General features: G+C 61.2%; 1 protein-coding gene. It reads left to right on the top strand.

Going from position 1 to position 24,754, the window contains the following annotated elements:
* Positions 1–61 precede the first annotated feature (61 nt).
* Positions 62–24,748: a filamentous hemagglutinin N-terminal domain-containing protein gene (locus AC54AG_RS19025; protein ID WP_496631286.1), complete on the top strand. Its 24,687-nt coding sequence runs from the start codon at positions 62–64 to the stop codon at positions 24,746–24,748.
* Positions 24,749–24,754 lie beyond the last annotated feature (6 nt).

The following is a 24,754-nucleotide window of genomic DNA, read 5'->3' on the forward strand; positions in this document are numbered from 1 at the left end:
CCGCCATCGATCAGTTGTCATCTCCCTTTATCGCATCATTTAATTGTCATTAGGACATTTCATGAACAAGAACCTGTACCGCATCATCTTCAATAAACGCCGTGGCCAACTGATGGTCGTCGCCGAAAATGCTTCGTCGCAAGGCAAGGCGGCCAAGGGCGAAGGCGGCCTGGATAGCGGCGTATTTGAGGGCGATGGCGGTGGAGGGATCAACGGACGCTTGCGGCCGCTGGCCTTGGCGATATTTGGCGCGCTGGGCATGGTGGCCTTTGTAGCCGGTCCGGCCATGGGGCAGATTGTGGCCGACCCGAACGCGCCGGGCCGCCAGCGTCCAACGGTGGTGCAAAGCGCCAATGGCGTGACCCAGGTCAATATCCAGACGCCGAGCGCAGCAGGGGTGTCGCGCAATACCTACAGCCAGTTCGACGTGACGGCAAATGGCGCCATCCTCAACAACAGCCGCGGCAATGTGCAGACGCAGACGGGCGGCTGGGTGCAGGGCAATCCATGGCTGGCGGGCGGCAGTGCGCGCGTCATCCTCAACGAGGTCAACTCGGCCAACCCGAGCCAGTTGCGCGGCTATGTGGAAGTGGCGGGCCAGCGGGCAGAGGTCGTCATCGCCAACCCGGCCGGCGTGGCCATCGATGGCGGCGGTTTTATCAATGCCAGCCGGGTCGTGCTGACGACAGGTACGCCGATCCTCAACGATGGCAGCCTGGACGGCTACATGGTGCAGCGCGGCGTGGTCACGATCAATGGTCGCGGCCTCGATACGTCGCTGAGCGACTATACGGCCATCCTGGCGCGCGCCGCGCAAATCAATGGCGGTATCTGGGCGCAGGAACTGAAAGTGGTGACAGGAACGAATCAGATCGATGCGGCGCATGGCGTGGCGGGCGCAGCGTCTGGCGTAGGTCCTGCACCAGCCTACGCGCTGGACGTGGCGCAGCTGGGCGGCATGTATGCGGGCAAGATTACCTTGATCGGCACGGAAGCGGGCCTGGGCGTACGCAACGCGGGCGTGCTGGCGGCGACGGCGGGCAACCTAGTGCTGCAATCGAACGGCTGGCTGAGCAACAGCGGCAACATCCAGTCCGCCGGCAGCGGCAGCCAGACCAGCATCGCCGTCACGGGCGACGTGGCCAACAGCGGTACCGTGTATGCGGGCGGCGACAGCCAGGTGCAGGCGCAGGGCAATATTGCGAACAGCGGCGTGATCGGCGCGCAGAACAATGTCGGCGTGCAAGCCACGGGCGCCGGATCGCGCATCGATGCCACGGCTGGCTCGGTGCTGGCGGCCGGCTTGAATCTGGACAATACATTGACCGTCAGCGGCAAGCTGAACGTTTCCGCTGGCGACACCATTGCCGTGCACGGCACGGCCGTGGCGGGCGGCGACAGCAGCCTGGCGGCGCGCCAGCTGGACCTTGCTGGGGCGCAGGTTTCGGGCGCGAACGTCAGCCTGGGCGCCAGCGCCGGCGACCTCGACGCCAGCCGCGCCCAGGTCAGTGCCCGCGAACGCCTGCAGCTGGACGCGGCACGCACCGTGCGCAGCGATGCAGCGCAGCTGACGGGCCAGCAGTTGGGGCTGAATGCGCACGACTTGTCGAACGTGGGCGGCCAGATCACGCAACTGGGCACGGGCGATCTTTCACTTCAATTGCCGGGGAGCCTGGACAACACGCGCGGCGTCATCGCCACGAATAGCCAGGCCTTGCGCCTGCAGGCAAGCAGCCTGAGCAACCAGGACGGAACGATCCAGCATGCGGGCACGGGTGCGCTGGAGATCGGCGCGGGCCAAATCAACTTGCAGCGCGGCAGCATCATCAGTAACGGCGCCATGGCGCTGACGGGAGAGCAGGTTGACCACCGCGATGCGCGCACGGTGGCGGGGCAGCTCAGCATCAACGCCGGCACCCTGGACAACCGGGGCGGCAGCCTGGCGCAGAGCGGCCAGGGCGTGACCGGCGTGCAGGTGCGTGGCGGGCTGGACAACCGCGGCGGTGCACTGGAAAGCAATGGCACGATGACGGTACAGGCGGCCGGCGTGCAAAACCAGAAGGGCCGCATCGTGGCCAGCGGCGACCTGGCACTGTCGACAGGCGCGCTGGACAATACGGAGGCGACCCTGGCGGCGGGCGGCAAGCTGCGCCTCGATAGTGGCGACGTCGACAATACGCGCGGCCAGATACAGGCGCTGGCGGGCGATGCGGCCTTGACGGTCGCAAAACTGAACAATACGGCCGGCAGCGTGTTTGCCGGTGGCAACCTGAATACCCAGGCCGGCGAAGTACTCAACAGCGGCAATGTGTATGCGGCTGGCAATCAGACGCTGCAGGTGAGTGGCGCCGTCAGCAACAGCGGCGTGATCGCTGCGCAGGGCGACAACCGCATCGACGCCAGCCGCATCGACAGCACTACCGGCAGCTTGCTGGGCGCCGGGGTCCGCGCCGACGGCAACTTGGCCGGCGGCGGCCAGTTGCAGCTGACGGCCACGCAAGCGATCGCGGCCCATGGCCAGAATCTGGCCGCCGGCAAGACCAGCCTGCATGCTGCCGCCATCGACCTGAGCGGCAGCCAGACGGGCGGCGCGGCGATTACCTTGAACGCTACTGCAGGCAATGTCGTCACCGATAACGCGCTGGTGACGACCACCGGCCTGCTGTCCGTGACGGCGGCCGGCAGCGGACAAGCTCTGTCGAACGTGCGCGGCACCTTGAGCGCGGGCCAGTTGGATATCCAAACGGGATCGCTCGACAACCGCAGCGGCACCCTGATTCAGACGGGCAACGGCGACACCACCCTGCAAGGCAGCACCCTGGACAACACGGGCGGACGCATCGCCGTCAACAGCGCCAAGCTGGGACTGCATGCCGACACGGTGCTTAACCGTGACGGCAGCATCGAACATGCGGGCACGGGCCGCCTGAGTATTGAGGCGGCGCGCTTCGATGACGAACGCGGCAAGGTGACGGGCAATGGTTTAGTTGATATCCAGGCGGAAACGATCGATCACCGCCATGCCATCACCTCCGGGCAGAACGTAACAGTGCAGGCCGGCCAGCTGGACAATAGCGACGGCACCCTGCAGCAGACGGGACCGGGACAGATGCGCGTGGACGTGGCGCAGACCCTGGACAATACGCGTGGCAACATCGCCAGCAATGGCGGCCTGCAAGTGCAGGCCGGCGTGCTGGACAACAGCAAGGGCCGCATTACATCCGCTGCCTCGGCGGATATTGCCAGCAAGGGGGCGCTGAACAATACCGATGGCGTGATGGCGGCCACAAAAGACCTGCAAGTTGGCGGCGTGCATATCGACAACACGCGCGGCGTGTTGCAGGCGGACATGTTGCGCATTGATGCGGCAACTTTGCTGAACCAGCAGGGCACGCTCAGCGCCGGCACGGACCTGACGGCGCGCATCAGTGATACGTTGAACAATGCTGGCCTGCTGTATGCGGGCCGCAACCAGCAGCTGACGGTGGGCGGCTTGCTCAACAACACTGGTTCTATCGCTTCCGTCAACAACGCGACGATTACCGCTGGCAAAGTGACTAGCAGCGGTCTGCTGGGCGCCGGCGTGAAAGCGGACGGCAGCTTGGGCACGGCGGGCGATCTGACCATCAATGCCGATGGTGTGTTGCAGGCCAGTGGCCAGAATCTGGCAGCAGGTACAGCCACACTGATGGGTGCCAGTGTGGACCTGTCTGGCAGCCAGACGGGGGCAAGCAACATCGCCATTACCGCGCGCAGCGGCGATGTGCTGACGAATAAAGCCGTCATCTCGGCGAGCAATGTGCTGGCCATCACGGCCAATGCAAATAACGCCCAGTCGCTGGTGAATACCCAGGGTCAGCTGGTGGCAGGACAGCTGCAGCTGAATGTCGCCAACCTGAACAATGCCAGCGGCGAAATCGTGCAGACGGGTAGCAGCGATACCGTCATCACCACGGGCAAGCTGGACAACACGGCCGGCCGTATCGCCGTCAACAGCAATAATCTTGCCCTGAACGCCACGGTGTTAACGAACATCAATGGCAAGCTGGAACATGCTGGTGCCGGCATCCTGGCTATCAACGCGGGCCAGTTCAACAACCAGTTCGGCAAGATCACGGGCAATGGCAAGCTCGACATCACTGCTGCGACGCTGGATCATCGCAATGCGACGACGGTGGCAAATCAGCTGACCATCAACGCAGCCAGCCTGGACAACCGCAGCGGCAGCCTGGCCCAGACGGGTACCGGACTGATGACGGTGAGCGCTACCGGCCAGCTGGACAACACGGGCGGCAAGATCGAAGGCAATGGCAATGCGCTGATAAAAGCTAACTCCTTGCTGAACAACACGGGCCGCGTCGTGGCGGCGCAGGATGCCGAACTACAGTTTGGCAACCTGGACAACACGGAAGGTACGGTGGCGGCGGGCCGTCACCTGAACCTTTCCGGTGGCGATATCGATAATACCAAGGGTCAGCTGCAGGCCGTGGCGGGCAACGCCATCTTGAATGTGGCGAATCTGAACAATGCGGCGGGCAGTGTGTTTGCCGGAGCAAACCTGAACGCGACACTGGCTAGCCTGACCAACACGGGCAGCTTGTATGCTGCCGGCAACCAGACCTTGACCGCCAGTGGCGCCATCGTCAACACGGGCGTGATCGCCGCACAGGGCAACAACAGCATCACGGCAAAGATGCTCGACAGCAGCGCGAGCAGCCTGATCGGTGCCGGCATGCAAGCTGATGGCAAGCTGGGCACAATTGGTGACCTGACGATCAGCACAACACAAACGTTGGCCGCGCATGGCCAAAACCTGGCGGCGGGCAGCGCCAATCTGACAGGTGCCAGCATCGATATCGGCGGTAGCCAGACCAGCGCGGCCAACATCGGCCTGACGGCAACCCAGGGTGACGTCGGCACAAACAAGGCGGTGGTGACGACGCCAGGCACATTGAATGTGACGAGCAGCGCCGCGTTGCACAACACGGACGGTACCTTGCAGGCAGGCCAGCTCGACTTGCATGTGGCCAATCTGGACAACGCAAAAGGTACCATCTTGCAGACGGGCACGGGTGACACGAACATTGTCACCGGCAATCTGGACAATACGGCTGGGCGCATCGCCGTCAACAGCAAAGACTTGAACATCGATGCGGCCATGCTGACGAACCGCGATGGCAAGATCGAACATGCGGGTACGGGCATTTTGTCGGTGCAGGCTGGCGTGGTGGACAACAGCAAGGGCCGTATCACCTCGGCGGCAGCTGCTTCTGTCGTCAGCAAAGATGGGCTGAATAATACCGATGGCGTGATCGCCGCGACTACTGGCCTGCAGGTGGGTAGTACTGCGCTGGACAACACGCGCGGCGTGTTGCAGGCGGACATGTTGCGCATTGATGCGGCAACTTTGCTGAACCAGCAGGGCACGCTCAGCGCCGGCACGGACCTGACGGCGCGCATCAGTGATACGTTGAACAATGCTGGCCTGCTGTATGCGGGCCGCAACCAGCAGCTGACGGTGGGCGGCTTGCTCAACAACACAGGTTCCATCGCTTCCGTCAATAACACGACGATTACCGCTGGCAAAGTGACCAGCAGCGGTCTGCTGGGCGCCGGTGTGAAGGCCGACGGCAGTCTGGGCACGGCGGGCGATCTGACCATCAATGCCGATGGCGTATTGCAGGCCAGTGGCCAGAATCTGGCGGCGGGCACAGCCACGCTGACGGGGGCCAATGTGGACCTGTCGGGCAGCCAGACGGGGGCAAGCAACATCGCCATCACCGCGCGCAGCGGCGATGTGCTGACGAATAAAGCCGTCATCTCGGCCAGCAACGTGCTGGCCATCACGGCCAATGCAAACAACGGCCAGTCACTGGTGAATACCCAGGGTCAGCTGGTGGCAGGACAGCTGCAGCTGAACGTAGCCAAGCTGAACAACGCCAGCGGCGAGATCGTGCAGACGGGCACGGGCGACACCGTTATCACCACGGGCAAGCTGGATAACACGGCAGGCCGCATCGCCGCCAACAGCAATAATCTTGCCCTGAACGCGACGGTCTTGACGAACATCAATGGCAAGCTGGAACATGCTGGTGCCGGTGTGCTGGCCATCAACGCGGGCCAGTTCAACAACCAGTCCGGCAAGATCACGGGCAATGGCAAGGTCGATATCACGGCAACCACTCTCGATCATCGCAATGCGATGACGGTGGCGAATCAGCTGACCATCAACGCCGGCAGCCTTGACAACCGTGCCGGTAGCCTGGCCCAGACGGGTAGCGGACTGATGACGGTGAGCATCACTGGCCAGCTCGACAACACGGGCGGCAAGATCGAAGGCAATGGCGATGCACTGGTCAAAGCCGCAACCTTGCTGAACAACACGGGCCGCATTGTGGCGGCGCAGGATGCCGAGTTGAACGTCGGTAGCTTGGACAACACGGAAGGGACGGTGGCGGCGGGCCGTCACCTGAACCTTTCCGGTGGCGATATCGACAATACCAAGGGCCAGCTGCAAGCTGTGGCGGGCAACGCCACCTTGAATGTGGCGCACCTGAACAATGCGGCAGGCAGCGTCTTTGCTGGCGCGAATCTGAACACCACGCTCGATACCCTGAACAACACCGGCAGTCTGTATGCGGCCGGGAACCAATCGCTTACCGCGAAAGGTGCTGTTACGAATACTGGCGTGATTGCAGCGCAGGGCAATAACAGCGTCACGGCCAATAGCCTTGACGGCAGCGCAAGCAGTTTGATCGGCGCCGGCATCCAGGCCGATGGCAAGCTGGGCACGTCGGGTGAATTGACGATTAATACCGCGCAAGCGCTGGCCGCGCATGGCCAGGTTCTGGCGGCAGGCAATGCCAATCTTACCGGCGCCGCACTCGATATCAGCGGCAGCCAGGCCAGCGGTGCCAACATCGGCCTGACGGCCACCCAAGGTGACGTCAGTACGAACAAGGCGGTCGTGACGACCTCGGGTACGTTGAGTGTGGCGAGCAACGCCACCTTGCATAATACGGAAGGGACATTGCAGGCAGGCCAGCTCGACCTGCACGTGGCAACCCTGGACAACGCCAAAGGCACCGTGCTGCAAACGGGCACGGGCGACACGACCATCGTTACCGGCAATCTGGACAACACGGCCGGACGCATCGCCGTCAACAGCAAGAACTTGAACATCGATGCCGTCACCGTCACGAACCAGGATGGCAAGATCGAGCATGCGGGTACGGGCATCTTGAATCTGCAAGCAGGCGTGCTGGACAACCGCAAGGGCCGCATCACGTCCGCTGCCTCGGCGGATATTGCCAGCAAGGGGGCGCTGAACAATACCGATGGCGTGATGGCGGCCACAAAAGACCTGCAAGTTGGCGGCGTGCATATCGACAACACGCGCGGCATATTGCAGGCGGACACCTTGCGTCTGGATACGGCCAGCTTGCTGAACCAGCAGGGCACGGTTAGCGCCGGCACGGACCTGACGGCGAAAGTGAGCAGAGACCTGAACAACGCGGGCCTGCTGTACGCGGGCCGCAACCAGCAACTGACGGTCGGTGGCTTGCTGAACAACACAGGTTCCATCGCCTCCGTTGGCAACACCCATATTACCGCTGGCAAAGTGACCAGCAGCGGTCTGCTGGGCGCCGGCGTGAAAGCGGACGGCAGCCTGGGGACGGCGGGCGATCTGACCATCAATGCCGATGGTGTCTTGCAGGCCAGTGGCCAGAATCTGGCGGCGGGCACAGCCACGCTGACGGGCGCCAATGTGGACCTGTCTGGCAGCCAGACGGGGGCAAGCAACATCGCCATCACCGCGCACAGCGGCGATGTGCTGACGAACAAAGCCGTCATCTCGGCCAGCAACGTGCTGGCCATCACGGCCAATGCAAATAACGCCCAGTCGCTGGTGAATACCCAGGGTCAGCTGGTAGCCGGTCAGTTGCAACTGAACGTGTCCAACCTAAACAACGCCAGCGGCGAGATCGTGCAGACGGGCACGGGCGACACCGTCATCACCACGGGCAAACTCGACAACACGGCGGGCCGCATCGCCGTCAACAGCGCTAACCTGGCCCTGAATGCGACGGTGTTGACGAACGTCAATGGCAAGCTGGAGCACGCCGGAGTCGGCGTGCTGGCTATCAACGCGGGCCAGTTCAACAACCAGTTCGGCAAGATCACGGGCAATGGCAAGCTCGACATCACTGCTGCGACGCTGGATCACCGCAATGCGACGACGGTGGCAAATCAGCTGACCATCAACGCAGCCAGCCTGGACAATCGCAGCGGCAGCCTGGCCCAGACGGGTACCGGACCGATGACGGTGAGCACTACGGGCCAGCTCGACAACACGGGCGGCAAGATCGAAGGCAACGGCGATGCGCTGATAAAAGCTAACTCCTTGCTGAACAACACGGGACGCATCGTGGCGGCGCAGGATGCCGAGTTGAACGTCGGTACCTTGGACAACACGGAAGGGACCGTAGCGGCAGGGCGTCACTTGGCATTGAGTGGTGGCGACATCGACAATAGCAAGGGCCAGTTGCAAGCCGTGGCGGGCAATGCCACTTTGAATATGGCGAACCTGAACAATGCGGCAGGTAGCGTGTTTGCTGGCGCTAACCTGAGCAGCACGCTCGATACCTTGAGCAATACGGGCAGCCTGTATGCGGCCGGCAACCAGACCTTGAATGCCAGCGGCGTCATCGTGAACACGGGCGTGATTGCGGCGCAAGGCAACAATAGCATCAAGGCCAATAGTATCGATAGCAGCGCAAGCAGCTTGATCGGTGCGGGCATCCAGGCCGATGGCAAGCTGGGTACGTCTGGCGACTTGACGATCAGCACTAAGCAGAACCTCGCCGCCCATGGCCAGATTCTCGCCGCAGGCAATGCCAATCTGACCGGCGCTACGCTCGATATCAGCGGCAGCCAGGCCAGCGGTGCAAACATCGGCCTGACGGCTACCCAAGGTGACGTCAGTACGAACAAGGCGGTTGTGACGACCTCGGGTACGTTGAGTGTGGCGACCAACGCCACCTTGCATAATACGGAAGGGACATTGCAGGCAGGCCAGCTCGACCTGCACGTGGCAAACCTGGATAACGCCAAAGGCGTCGTCTTGCAGACGGGCACGGGTAATACGGTCATCCAGACCGGCAGTCTGGACAACACGGCCGGACGCATCGCCGTCAACAGCAAGGACCTGAACATCGATGCCGTCACGGCCACGAACCAGGATGGCAAGATCGAGCATGCGGGCACGGGCATCTTGAATTTGCAAGTAGATGCGCTGGACAACAGCAAGGGCCGCATCACGTCCGCCACGGCGGCCGATATCGTCAGCAAAAGTACACTGAATAATACCGATGGCGTGATTGCCGCGACTGCCGACTTGCATGTCGGTGGTGTGCATGTCGACAATACGCGCGGCGTGTTGCAGGCGGACACCTTGCGTCTGGATACGGCCAGCTTGCTGAACCAGCAGGGCACGGTTAGCGCCGGCACGGACTTGACGGCGAAAGTGAGCAGAGACCTGAACAACGCGGGCCTGCTGTACGCAGGCCGCAACCAGCAGCTGACAGTGGGCGGCTTACTGAACAACACAGGTTCCATCGCGTCCGTCAATAACACGACGATTACCGCTGGCAAAGTGACCAGCAGCGGCCTGCTGGGCGCCGGCGTGAAAGCGGACGGCAGCCTGGGGACGGCTGGCGATCTGATCATCAATGCCGATGGTGTGTTGCAGGCCAGTGGCCAGAATCTGGCGGCGGGCACAGCCACGTTGACGGGTGCCAGTGTGGACCTGTCTGGCAGCCAGACGGGGGCAAGCAACATCGCCATTACCGCGGGCAGCGGCGATGTGCTGACGAACAAAGTCGTCATCTCGGCCAGCAACGTGCTGGCCATCACGGCGAATGCAAATAACGCCCAGTCGCTGGTGAATACCCAGGGTCAGCTGGTGGCAGGACAGCTGCAGCTGAATGTCGCCAACCTGAACAACGCCAGTGGCGAGATCGTGCAGACGGGTGTCGGTGACACCGTCATCACCACGGGCAAGCTGGACAACACGGCCGGCCGCATCGCCGTCAACAGCAATAATCTTGCCCTGAACGCCACGATATTGACGAACGTTAATGGCAAGCTGGAGCACGCTGGTGCCGGTGTGCTGGCCATCAACGCGGGCCAGTTTAACAACCAGTTCGGCAAGATCACGGGCAATGGCAAGCTGGATATGATAGCTACCACCCTGGATCACCGCAATGCGACGACGGTGGCCAATCAGCTGACCATCAACGCCAGCAGCCTGGACAACCGCGCCGGCAGCCTGGCACAGACGGGCGCCGGACTGATGACGGTGAGCGCCACCGGCCAGCTGGACAACACGGATGGCAAGATCGAGGGCAATGGTGATGCGCTGGTGAAGGCAGCCACCTTGCTGAACAGCACCGGCCGCATCGTGGCGGTGCAGGATGCCACGTTGAATGTAAATCGCCTGGACAACACGGAAGGCACGGTGGCGGCAGGACGTCATCTGCAACTGTCCGGTGGCGACATCGACAATACCAAAGGCCAATTGCAAGCCGTGATCGGCAATGCCACCTTAAATGTGGCGAACCTGAACAACACCGCAGGCAACGTGTTTGCCGGCGGTAACCTGAACACCGCACTCGATACCTTGAGCAACACGGGCAGTCTGTATGCGGCCGGCAACCAGACCTTGACCGCCAGCGGCGCCATTGTGAACACGGGTGTCATCGCGGCGCAGGGCAACACCAGCATCACGGCAAAGACGCTCGACAGCAGCGCAAGTAGCTTGCTCGGTGCTGGCATGCAGGCTGATGGCAAGCTGGGCACGGCTGGCGACCTGACGATCAGCACTACACAAACGCTGGCTGCGCATGGCCAAAACCTGGCGGCAGGCAATGCCAAACTGATTGGCGGCACGCTCGATATCGGCGGCAGCCAGACCAGCGCGGCGAACATCGGTCTGACGGCAACAACGGGTGACGTCAGCACGAACAAGGCGGTGGTCACGACGCCAGGCGCGCTCAACATCACGACGAACTCCACCTTGCACAACACGGAAGGCACGGTGCAGGCGGGCCAGCTGGATCTACATTTAGGCAATCTCGACAACGCCAAGGGTACGGTATTGCAGACGGGCACGGGCGACACGAGCATCGTCACCGGCAATCTGGACAATACAGCGGGCCGCATTGCCGTCAACAGCGCAAACTTGAACATCGATGCCGTCAGCGTCACGAACAAGGACGGCAAGATTGAGCATGCGGGTACGGGCATCTTGAATCTGCAAGCGGGCGTACTGGACAACAGCAAGGGCCGCATCACCTCCGCCGCGGCGGCTGAAATCATCAGCAAGGGGGTGCTGAACAATACTGATGGCGTAATTGCCGCGACTGCTGACTTGCATGTGGGCGGCGTGAACATCGATAACATGCGCGGCGTGTTGCAAGCGGACATGTTGCGTATTGATGCGGCCAGCTTGCTGAACCAGCAGGGCACGGTTAGCGCCGGCACGGACCTGACGGCGAAAGTGAGCGGAGACCTGAACAACGCGGGCCTGCTGTACGCGGGCCGCAACCAGCAACTGACGGTCGGCGGCTTACTGAACAACACAGGTTCCATCGCCTCCGTTGGCAACACCCATATTACTGCGGGCAAAGTGACCAGCAGCGGCCTGCTGGGCGCCGGCGTAAAAGCGGACGGCAGCCTGGGCACGGCGGGCGATCTGACCATCAATGCCGATGGTGTGTTGCAGGCCAGTGGCCAGAATCTGGCAGCAGGTACAGCCACACTGATGGGTGCCAGTGTGGACCTGTCTGGCAGCCAGACGGGGGCAAGCAACATCGCCATTACCGCGCGCAGCGGCGATGTGCTGACGAACAAAGCCGTCATCTCGGCCAGCAATGTGCTGGGCATCACGGCCAATGCGAATAACGCCCAGTCACTGGTGAACAGCCAAGGCCAGCTGGTGGGCGGCCAGTTGCAGCTGAACTTCGCCAACCTGAACAACGCCAGCGGCGAGATCGTGCAGACGGGCACCGGCGACACCGTCATCACCACGGGAAAACTCGACAACACGGCGGGCCGCATCGCCGCCAACAGCGCGAACCTGGCCCTGAATGCGACAGTCTTGACGAACGTCAATGGCAAGCTGGAACACGCGGGCACCGGCATCTTGGCCATCAACGCGGGCCAGTTCAACAACCAGTTCGGCAAGATCACGGGCAATGGCAAGCTGGACATTACGGCAGCCACCTTCGACCACCGCAATGCAACAACGGTGGCCAATCAGCTGACCATCAACGCCGGCAGCCTGGACAATCGCAGCGGCAGCCTGGCGCAGACGGGTACCGGCCTGATGACGGTGGCGGCTACCGGCCAGCTGGACAATACGGGCGGCAAGATCGAAGGTAACGGCGATGCGCTGGTGAAGGTAAACACTTTGCTGAACAGCACAGGCCGCATCGTGGCGGCGCAGGACTCCACATTGAACTTGGGCAGCCTGGACAACGCGGAAGGCACGGTGGCAGCAGGCCGCAATCTGGGATTGACCGGCGGCGATATCGACAATACCAGGGGCCAGTTGCAGGCAGTGGCCGGGGATGCCACGCTGAATGCCGGCAAATTCAACAATACGGCCGGCAACGTGTTTGCCGGCGCCAACCTGAATGCCACCTTGGCTAGCCTAGACAACACCGGCAGCCTGTATGCGGCCGGCAACCAGACCCTGAATGCCAGCGGCGCCGTCGTCAACACGGGCGTCATCGCGGCACAAGGCAACAACAGCCTGACGGCGAAAACCCTCGACAGCGGCGCAACGAGCCTGCTTGGCGCCGGCATGCGGGCCGATGGCAGCCTGGGCATGGCTGGTGACCTGACGGTGAACACGACGCAAGCGTTGGGTGCGCATGGTCAAAATTTAGCCGCAGGCAGTGTCAAGCTGAGCGGCGCCACGCTCGATATCAGCGGCAGCCAGACCAGCGCCAGCAACATCGGCCTGACGGCAACGCAGGGTGATGTCATGACCAGCAAGGCGATCGTCGCGACAACGGGTACATTGAACATCACGACCAACGCCACTTTGCACAACACGGAAGGCAGCTTGCAGGCGGGCCAGCTCGACCTGCACGTAGGCAATCTGGACAACGCAAAAGGCACTGTGTTACAGACCGGTGTGGGCGATACCGTCATTCAAACGGGGAATCTGGACAATACTGGCGGCCGCATTGCCGTCAATAGCAGCAATCTGACCTTCGCAGCGAACGCACTCACGAATGCCGCTGGCAAGATCGAGCACGCGGGCACGGGGAAATTGGCGATCACGACGCCAGCCTTCAACGGTGCCGGTGGCACGATTACGGGCAATGGCCTGGTTGACATCGTTGCCGGCACGTTCAACCATAGCATGGCGACCACCTCGGCCCAGCAATTGCGTATCGCGGCCGATGCGATGAGCAATCAGGGCGGCAAATTGCAGTCGACAACGGCGCTCACGGCGCAGGTGGCGCAGGAGCTGGACAATCGCAGCGGTTCCATCGCAGCAAACGGTGTGCTGCAAGTTAACACGGGTAGTCTGGACAATGCCAAGGGTAATATTACCGCGCAAGGCGATGTCACGGTATCGTCGCAGGGCGCGTTGAACAACAAGGAAGGCACGATTGTTGGCAAGGAAAATGTGCAGGTGCATGCCTTGGCCCTGGATAATACGCACGGAGTGGTGCAAGCCGTGCATGGTGCCCTGGATGTGAAGGCTGCGAGTCTGATCAACGCCGCTGGCGAACTCAGTGCCGCTACCGACCTGACTACGGCAGTCACTGGCGACATGCTGAACAGCGGTCTGCTGTATGCCGGCGTCAAGCAGTCTCTGGACGTAGGCGGCAGCCTGACCAATACCGGATCCATCGCCGCGCTGGGCAATACCAGCGTGACGGCGGGCAGCTTGTCCGGCAACGGCTTGCTGGCGGCTGGCTTGACGACGAGCGGCGCGCTTGGACAGGCGGGCGACTTGACTGTTCGCAGCAATGGCGTCCTGCAGGCAGGCGGCAAGAATATCGCGGCCGGTACTGTTGCGCTCAGTGGGGCATCGCTGGACCTGGCAGGTAGCCAGACCAGTGGCAGCAATATTACCTTGAATGCTGGCAGCGGCAACATCACGACCGCCAAGGCGGTGCTCGCTACGGCTGGTTTGCTGAGTATTACGGCCAGCGCGCAGAATAGCCAGGCGCTGCTCAATCAAGGTGGCCAGTTAAGCGCCGGGCAGCTTGATGTCAAGGTGGCTAACCTCAATAATACCGGCGGCAGCATCATCCAGACAGGAAGTGGCGATAGCGCCATCAACCTGGCTGGAGCGGGCCAGCTGGACAATACGGCCGGGCGTATCGCGGTCAACAGCCGCAATCTCCAGTTGACGGCAGGAACCTTGACCAACGTGGATGGCAAGATCGAGCACGCGGGTAGCGGCACCCTGGGCATCAGCGTGGCTAACCTGTATGGGCAACGCGGCCAGATTACGGGTAACGGCGCGCTCGACGTGCGCGCCACCTATGTCGACCATCGCAACGCCAGTACTGTGGCGCAGCAACTGAGTTTTATCACCTCCACGCTGGATAATCGCCAGGGCGAACTGTTGCAGCTGGGCAAAGGCAACACATCGCTTACGGCTAGCGCCAGTCTTGACAACGCCGGCGGCCGGATTGAAAGCAATGGCGGCCTGGTGTTGCAAACGGCAGACTTGCGCAATCAGAGCGGGCGCGTGCTTTCTGGCGGCGTGTTGGATGTAACCGCCACTGCGGGACTCGACAACAGCGGCGGCACATTGGTTGGCGCTACCGGGCTGGTCTTGACCGCAGGCGATGTTAGCAATACCCGAGGTACCTTGCAGGCAGTTACCGGCGATGCCCGGCTGCAAGTGAAAGGCCTGGACAATGACGGTGGTAGCGTCCTTGCCGGCGGACAATTGGTCACGCATGCGGACAACGTCAGCAATACCGGCAGCATGTACGGCGCGTCGCAGATGCTGAATGTCAGCGGAGTGGTGCGCAACAGCGGCACGATTGCCGCGCTTGCCAATACCACCATTACGGCCGCCAGCCTCGACAGCGGGGCGGGAGGCCTGCTCGCGGCAGGCATGCAGGCGGATGGCAAGCTGGCAGGCACCGGGAATCTGCTGGTAACGACGACGCAGCAATTACGCGCGGCAGGGCAGAACTTGGCCGCAGGCAATATGAGCATGACGGGTAGCGGTGTCGATCTTGCCGGCAGCGTGAACAGCGCGGCGAACATCGCGCTGACGGCGACGCAGGGCAATGTCAGCACGGCCGGCGCGAACGTCGGCACGGCAGGTACGCTGAATGTGAACGCGCAAGCGGGCAATGGCCAGACGTGGGATAACAGCCGTGGCGATATCGTGGCTGGCCAACTGGTGGTGCAGATGGCGAACCTCAACAATAACAAGGGTAGCATCGTGCAGAGCGGCAGCGGCGATACGAGCATCGTCATGCGCGCGCCAAATGGCGCACTTGACAATACCGATGGCCGGATTGCCGTCAATAGCACCAATCTCACCCTGGGGGCCGCCACGCTCGGTAATGCCGGTGGGCGGATCGAGCACGCTGGCCTGGGCCAGCTGGCCATCAATGCCGGCGCCTTGAACGGTCAGGGCGGCCAGATCACCGCCAATGGCAGTCTGAAGATCACCGCTACCAGCATCGATCTTCGCAAGGCCAGTACGCAGGCGGGGCAGTTGACTATCGACAGCGGTAGCCTCGATAACCGCCAGGGGGAGTTGGTACAGCTGGGGCAGGGCGCCAGCAATATCCGCATCGCGCAAGTTCTGGACAATCAAGGTGGCCTGATCGCCAGCAATGGCAATACCACCGTCAGCGCGCAGGTCATCAACAATCAGGGCGGCACGGTGCAGGCGGCGGGCAGCGCCACCTTGGACCTGAGCGCCGGTACTTCATTAAATAATGACAACGGCGGCAAGATCGCAGCGGGAGGCGACGCGACGCTTCAGGCCGGCAGTATGTCGAACCGCGGCGGCAGCCTGACGATGGGCGGAAGCCTTGCGCTGACGCTGAACCAGGCGCTCGACAATAAGGACGGCCTGGTGGCCGCCAATGGCAATCTCGGCATCCAGGCTGCCAGTATCGACAATACGGGCGGTAAACTGGCCAGCGTCACGGGCAATCTGCGCGCGACCACGGGCCAGCTGCGCAACGACAGCGGGCAAATTCAGGCCGGTGCGGACATTGTTTTGCAGAGCACAAGCCTTGGCAATACGCAGGCTTCTGGCTATGCCGCCGCGGGCAGCATCGTGGGCCGCAACGTCAGCATCGATACGGCGGGACAAGCCTTGAATAATGTCCAGGGAACCATCGCCGCCACGCAAGTGCTGAATCTGCAAACGGGGGAGCTGAGCAATCGTGGCGGTTTGCTGCAAGCAGGCAATGCGATCGTCGTCAACACCCATGGCCAGACGCTCGACAACAGCGATGCCGCGGCGTATGCGGCTAGCCATGCCGGCAGCAATGGCGGCATCAGCAGCGGCGGCACGCTGGCGCTGGCGACTGGCGCCTGGAATAACGCGGCTGGCTTTCTGGGCGCTGCTGGGCAGGTAAGTGGCAGCAGCGGCTACATCAATAACCTGGGCGGAAAAATTGTCTCCAACGGCGGCCTGGAGCTGGCCATTGCCGGACTGGCGAATCAGGGCGGCCAGGTGCAAGTGGTCGGCAACCTGGGCTTGCAGGCGGGTGCCGGTACGATTGACAACACGTCCGGACTGATCCGTGGTGGCGCCGCCGTTACGTTGGGGGCTGGCGCCATCGTCAACCAGGCAACGCAGGGGGCCGGGAACGGAATCGAAGGCCGTGACGTCAGCCTGTCGGCCGGCACGATCAATAACAGCCAGGGCGGTTTGCGTGCAGATAATAATCTGAACATCAGCAGCAACGGCAGCTTGAACAATACATTCGGGTTGATCAGCGCCAACAATACCGTCAGCGTCAAGGACGAGGGAGGCAGCCGCAGCTTGGCCATCAACAATGGCGGCGGCACCATCATCGGCGGCGAATTGACGGCGGTAAAGGCGGCGGGCTTGAGCGGTAGTGGCAACGTGATGTCCAGGGGCGATCTGAACCTGGATCTGAGCGGCAATTACATTATCGAGGCCGGCGCGCAGGTGATCGCCAACCGTAACGCCAGTCTCAGCGTGGGGGGCAGCCTTGTCAACGCGGGCAAGGTGCAGGCCGGCCAGATGCTGGCCCTCAATGCCTACGGTCTCGACAACACCAGCAGCGGCGACATCAATGCTGGCACCACCAAGGTAAATATAGGAGCGACCCTGACTAACCGGGGCGTGATCGATGGCGTGAATACGCAGATTGATGCGGGCACGCTCAACAATTTCGGCAGCGGGCGCATCTACGGCACTGCGCTCAGTATCGGGGCGGGCACGCTGAACAACGATGTCGAGGGCGGCGTGGCGGCAACGATAGCGTCGCGCGGCAGCCTCGATATCGGCGCCACCACCATCAACAACCGGGAGCATGCGCTGATCTTCAGCTCAGGCGACATGGCGATCGGCGGCAGCCTTGATGGTAACCGCTACGCCGCAGGCGCCGTAGCCAGCCTGACCAATGCCAGCGCCACCATCCAGGCCATGGGCAATTTGGCGCTGAGGGCAGGTGAAATTACCTTGTTGAACAATCACTTTGCGGTGGAGTTTTCTCCCACGGGTCAGACGGAATATATCACTGAGTATGTAACACAAGATGGCACGCGTTATTCTGCCAATGCACCGGGTATTAAGACTGTCCTGGACACCAATGGTAACCGGCGGCTGGTGAGCCCCTCTGGCCCCGCCCGCAATTACGAATTCCGTAAATACACCATCACGCGTACTACCAGTACCAGTACGGTGACAGAAACGGATCCTGCTGTCATCAGCGCGGGTGGCAATCTGACGGTGGACGCCTATAAGATCCGCAATGAAAACAGCCGCTTTGTGGCGGGCCAGGTGCTGAAAGTCAAGGGTGCCATCGAAGAAAATATCTCTACGGGTAATCAGACCTTGATTATCGAAACTGGTTTGGTGACTGAGTACGAGTATCTTGACATGGCAAGGCCCGCGAATGTTCCGAATTGGGAGGTATATCACCATTCATACTCTTATGGCAATACGAGAACGATCAACGGACCGGACACGCCGTCCTCGGGCGGCGCGCCCTCCAACGGCGTCGGGGCACGCGCGAATGTCTCCTCTGCCGGCGCAAGCAGCGGTGCTGGCGCCGCCAATGTCAGCGTCTGGCTCAATACGGTAGGTAACACGGCAGGTTCCGTTGCCGGCGTGGCAGCCAGTACAGGCCAGGGTGCGGCAAGCGCCGGCGCGGCCAGTGGGCCAGGCGATAGCCAACTGGGCAATATCGGCGGCACGGGCGGGGTCGCTTCGGTGGCGGGCCAGACGGTGTCCGCAGCCAACGGCAGCAGCGCCGATATCCATATGTCTTCTATCCTGCGCTCCAACGTCGGCACCGGCACCGATGTGGCCAGTGCGGGCGTGGCCAGCGGTAGTGGCGGCTTGCAAGGCAGCGACCGGGCTGGCCAGGCAGGCCAGGCCGGCAGCATTTCCGCCGTGGCAGCGGCAGGGGGGGGCGCGGCGGCAGGCAAGGGGGCGGCCAGCGGCATAGGCGATCCGAGCCAATTGGCATTCCAGGCGCAGGGAGGCCCGAACAGTGTAAACGGCGCAGCAGGCTTGCATGGCAGCGACCGGACCGGCAACGCGGGCCAGGCAGGTACGATCGGTGCCGTTGCGGGCCAGAATGCGATGCTCAATGCCGGCAACGGCGCCACTGCCGGTACCGGAAGTCTGGTGGTGGATGCCCAAGGCGGACCGGCGGGTGTCCAGGGTGTTTCCGGACCTGGCGGTAGCGACCGCACCGGCAATGCGGGCCAGGCAGGCACGATTGGTGCCGTTGCAGGGCAGAATGCAATGCTCAACGCCGATACCGGCGCCATCGCCGGCACCGGAAGTCTGCGGGTGGATGCCCAGGGTGGACCGGCAGGCGTTCAGGGCGCCAGCGGACCCGGCGGCAGCGACCGCACAGGCAGCGCGGGTCAGGCTGGCAGTGTGGGGACGGTAGCTGGCAGCAACGTGAAAGTGACGGGGGCGCCAAGCTTGGGCGGTGTCGATACGGCTGGCTTGGCTGTGGGCGCGGTAGCTGGCCCGGCCGGCGTTGCTGGCGCTAAAGGACTCAGTGGCAGTGATCGGACTGGCAATGCCGGTCTGGCGACGCAGCCTGGCGCCGTCGCGGGTAATGCCCTGTCCAGTGTCGATGGCGCGGCAGGCGCCACGCAGGCGGCTGTAGGGGCAGGCAAGCAAGCGGCCATCGGTACGGCGGCTGGCGCTGCTGGCAAGGTCGCAGCAGGACCTGGCGCGGGCCAGGCACGTTCGCCGCTGATCCGGCAAGTGGCGCTGGCCAATCCGGACGGCAAGGCGGAAGTTGTCAGGACCGGAGCCAAAGCCTTGCAACTGCCGAATGCCAGCCTGTTCAAGATCAGCCCTTCAGCGTCGGCCCAGTATCTGGTTGAAACGGATCCTCGCTTTGCGGAGTACCGCACCTGGACGGGTTCGGACTACATGAGCAGCAAAACGCAACTGGATCCCGCCGTCACGCAAAAGCGACTGGGTGATGGATTCTACGAGCAGCAATTGGTACGCGAGCAGATCGCCGACCTGACGGGCCACCGTTTTACAGGCGACTATAGCAACGACGAGGAGCAATTCCGCGGCCTGATGGATGCTGGCGTCAGCTATGCCCAGCAGTATGGCTTGCGCCCCGGCGTGGCATTGACGCCGGAGCAGATGGCGGCATTGACCAGCGACATCGTCTGGCTGGTCGAGCGTGAAGTCACGCTGGCCGATGGCAGTACGCAGAAGGCGCTGGTGCCGCAAGTGTATGTGCGCCTGCGCGCCGGTGACATCGATGGCACCGGTGCCTTGTTGGCTGGTAAAAATGTCGATATCAACATCAGCGGCGACCTGACCAACAGTGGCACCATTGCCGGGCGCGACGTGGTATTGCTCAATGCGGAGAACGTGAACAACCTCGGTGGCCGCATCGATGGCGATGCCGTTGCCATCGCCGCCCGTAATGACCTCAACAACATCAGCGGAACTATTTCCGCGAACAGTACGCTGCAGGCCAGCGCCGGACGGGACATCAATATTGCCACTGGCACGCTCGATGGCGGACACGTTATCGACCGCGTGGCGGGCCTCTATGTCAGTGGCGGCGCAACGGGTAGCGGCAATATGATTGTTTCTGCAGGCCGCGATGTCAGCATCACGGGCGCAATCGTCAGCAATACCGCGCCTGGTGGAGCGACGAGCATTTCGGCAGGGCGCGACTTGAGTGTTGGTTCGGTCGTCGCGAAAGCCACGAACGCCGTGGGGTCGGATTTTGCCAAGGAGATGGTCAGCGACGTGCAAAGCGACAAATTGGCATTGGTAGCAGGAAACGATATCAATATCCGCGCGAGTGGCGTCGTCGCTGAAACGCAGCTGCTGGCCAGCGCAGGCCGCGACATCAATCTGGTGACAACGACTGCCAGCGATTCCAGCGTACGTTTGCGGGACAGAAAAACCATCAGTGACAGCAGCACGGTCGTCGACAAGGTGGCGGGCCTGTACGTCACCGGCACGGGCGAAGGCAATACCTTGATTGCTCAAGCGGGGAGGGATATGACACTCACCGCTGGCGTCATCGCCAATGCCGGCGCCAACGGCCAGACCAGCTTGATTGCTGGCAATAACCTGACCCTCAATACCGTCACCGTGGTCTCCACGCACGACGAAGTGCGCAACGCCGACAATTACAGCAAGCAGAGCAAGACGGGCGAAGTAGGCAGCCAGATCATGGGCGCCGGCAATGTCAATTTGCAGGCGGGCAACGACTTACTGGCGCGTGCGGCGGATGTGCAGGCGGGCGGAGCCCTGGGTCTGGTGGCGGGCAATGATATCAGTCTGGTCAGTGGTGTAGCTACCGACAGCCTCGATGTGGCAAGCAAGGTCAAGAAAAGCGGTACTTTCTCCAGCAAAACCACGACCACGCGCGATCTCGTACAGACCAGCACGGCGCTGGGGACTTCATTGACGGGCAATACAGTCGATATCGTCGCCGGGCATGACCTGAAGGTAGCGGGTTCATCGGTACTTGCGCACGAGGCCGTCAATTTAATGGCGAAAAACGATATCAGCATCGAGTCCGTCGGACTGGACGGCAAGGAGATTCACTCCAAGCAAGTCAAGAAGAGCGGCACCTTTGGCCTGAGCAAGTCGCTGACCAGCCAGGCCGACGATGGCCGCACCGTTACCCAAGCGGGAAGTGCCGTCAGTGGCGGCAGTGTGACGATGGTGGGTGGACGCGATGTCGCCATCAAGGGCAGTACGGTGGTGGCCGATGGCAATATTGACTTGACCGCCTTGCGCAACCTGAGCATCGTCAGTGCCGAGAATGACAAAGACACGACGTCGAGCAGCTTTAGCAAGAAATCTGGCTTTATCGGCAGCATCAACCAGCCAGCTTTTGGTACGGTAAAGACCACCAGCGATGGCAAGAACACGGGCGTGGCGCAAGTGGGCAGCCAGATTGCCAGCCTGGGCGGCAATGTGTCGCTGCGCGCGGGCGAGACGTATACGCAGACGGCCAGCGAAGTGCTGGCCACCGGCGCGGGCGCGAATGGCGGCTTGCCTGGCGATATCAGCATCGTGGGCAAGAACGTGTTGATCAAGGAGGCGTACAACAGCAATGCCAGCGAGCAGCACACGACCTTCAGCAAGGTGGCCCTTGGCGGCACGGTCAACGTGCCGATTGTCGACGCCGTGAAAAGCATTGGCAGTCTGGCGAAGGCAGCCGAACAGACGAAGGACTCGCGCATGCAGGCCCTGGCTGCGGTGACTTTGGCATCGAAGGCCACAGATCTGGCTGGCTTGGCTTCGAAGGGATTGACCAGCAATGGCATCAAGATCAGCGTCAGCCTGGGCAGCAGCAAGAGCGAAAGCGAGATGCACCAGAGTAGCAGCACGGTGGTTGGCAGCGCGGTCAATGCAGCCGGTAATGTCAGCATCGTTGCGACTGGGGCAGGGGCGGGCAGTGATTTGACAGTGGCTGGCAGCAAGATCGGGGCTGGCGGCAATCTCACTTTGTTTGCCGACGACAAGATCAACTTGCTTGCGGCGCAAAACACGGCGACGCAAACGAGCAAGAACAGCAGCAGCGGTTCCAGCATCGGCGTCGGCTATACCTTTGGCGGCACGCAAAACGGTTTCAGCCTCGATATTGCCGCAAACAAGGCACGCGGCAAGGCCGATGGCACGGACAGTTACTACACCAACACCTATGTGACGGCAGGCAAGACGGCGACCATCATCAGTGGTGGCGACACGACCTTGCAAGGCGCGATTTTGGCGGCAGACACGGTCAAGGGCGCCATCGGCGGCAACCTGAACATTGTCAGCTTGCAGGATACAAGCACCTACGCCAGCAAGAGCAGCAGCGCGGGCTTCAACATGAGCTTGTGTATTCCTCCGTTCTGCTATGGCGCCAGCAGTGTCGGCGGCAGTGTCTCGAAGAGCAAGGCCAAAGGTGACTTTGCCAGCGTTACGGAACAAAGCGGCATCAAGGCGGGCGACGGTGGCTTCCAGATCAACGTTACTGGCAACACCGATCTGCAGGCTGGCGTGATTGCCAGCAGCGGCAAAGCGGTCACAGATGGCAAGAACTCGCTGATCACGGGCACCTTGACGACGAGCGAACTGCAAAACAAGGATGAGCATTCGGCTAGCGGGTTCAGCTTGAGCGGATCCGTTAGCGGCAAGATGGGCGATCAGAGCACAGCCAAAACGACCGAAAGCAAGGACGCAGCGAAGATGAAGTCCAATCCGGGAGGCTCGGCCGGTATCGGTAGCGTATCGGGCAGCCAGAGCAGCACGACGGGTTCGGGCATCAGCGGCGGCACTATCTTGATCACGGACGCAGAGAAGCAACAAGCGCTGACGGGCAAGACGGCGACGGAAATGCTTGCTGAACTGAACCGCGATGTCAGCAGCGAGAAAGATAGCAGCGGTGCCTTGAACAAGGCGTGGGACGGCAAGAAGCTGGAGAAGGAAACACAGGCGCAGATGGCGATCACAGCGGCGTTCGGTTCAATGGCCGCGAAGGAGATCGGGGATTACGCAGACAAGAAAATGAAAGATGCCAGGGATGTGGGCGATCTGGCGGAGGCTGCAAAATGGGAGGAAGGCGGGGCGTATCGTGTTGCCGCGCATACGGCCGCTGGTGCGCTTGCGGGTGGCGTGGGTGGTGCGCTTGGTGCTGGTGCCAGCGCTGCGGCCATGCCCAAGATTGGTGAGATGATCGACGGTATGGATCTGCCTGAACCCGTCAAGCAGGCCTTGGGTGCGGCGGCAGCCACGTCGATTGGCGTTGCTGCCGGAGGAGGGGCTGGTGCGGCGACAGCATTTAATACCGATGTCAATAACCGTATGTTGCATCCGGGTGATCGCAAGGCGGCAAAGACTTTAGCCGAGTTAAGTAAAGGAAAATATACCGAAGAAGAAATATTGGCAGCCATGCGCTACGCGGGTCTACTTGACAAGGCCGGAAATATTATTGTGGCCGAAGATACACGGGAAACCTTCGTTAAAAATGTTGATATTAAGACAGGAAAGACGATACAAGAGACATTAGCGGCTGACAATACTATGTCTTTGGTATCTGTTCCCGGGGATCAAGTCACTTTACTTGAAAAAGCACCGACTCGGCCGAGTAATGACTTGATGACCTACATTACTGCCAATACTGGTGGCAACGCTAGCCCCTATATATTGACGCCCGGCCGGACCTATGTAACGGGTTCATCCCTGCCCGCAGCTCCTGAGGGCACAAAGCGCGTAACCATGACCGTCGAAGGTGCGGTTTACTTTCCACTGGCTGTACCATGTCCGGCGGTTAGCTGCACCAATGGCGACCCTATTGCTAATGCCATACCGGATGTGGGCACCAAAGCTTACAATGAAGCTGTGGCGCGTAAGACCGCGAAAGAAGTCGAAATTTTTACGGCGGCACTTGGGGTAGTTGGTACTGCTGTTCGCGGCGTTGCTGTTTTTACCGATTTGGCGGCAAAGGCGAGTACTACAGCGCGTATAGTTGACGTTGCTGGGGAAAGTGCTGTATTTCGTCCTTTGAAGATGGAGGAAATCACAGCACCAAATGGAAAAAATATCACTGTCGCGGTTGACGGAAATGCGATTGTCCCTACTGATAAAGTTGCTATTTACGCTCGTGGTAAAGTGGCAGACGTCGGCGAAGAGTTGAATGCATGGAATCAATACAAACAGGGCGCTAGAAAAATATTTGATGCAAACCCTGAAAATGCTACGCGTTTAGATACATTGAATAAAATGCAGAAAAATTTTGATCGCTCTAACGATATGGGGAACAGCCTTGAAAAAATAGGTTTGATTGACAATGATAGAAATAATAATTTAATAATTAACCACCTTCTTGATACCGGGAACGGAGTGAATTCAGAAAATAGATTATGGTTGCCAAGTGTTCTTGAAGGGCCGCAGGGGACGTTGAAAGTTAAAAGTACATGGAAGATACTTGACGATAATCGAGTCTATCTAAATACAATAATGTTGGTTCCTATTAAGTAGATAATT

This window comes from Janthinobacterium sp. BCJ23, from assembly GCF_059617945.1.

What these genes read in the sequence shown, in the direction of transcription:
- AC54AG_RS19025 (WP_496631286.1), top strand. Translation starts at nt 62, where the DNA reads ATGAACAAGAACCTGTACCGCATCATCTTCAATAAACGCCGTGGCCAA.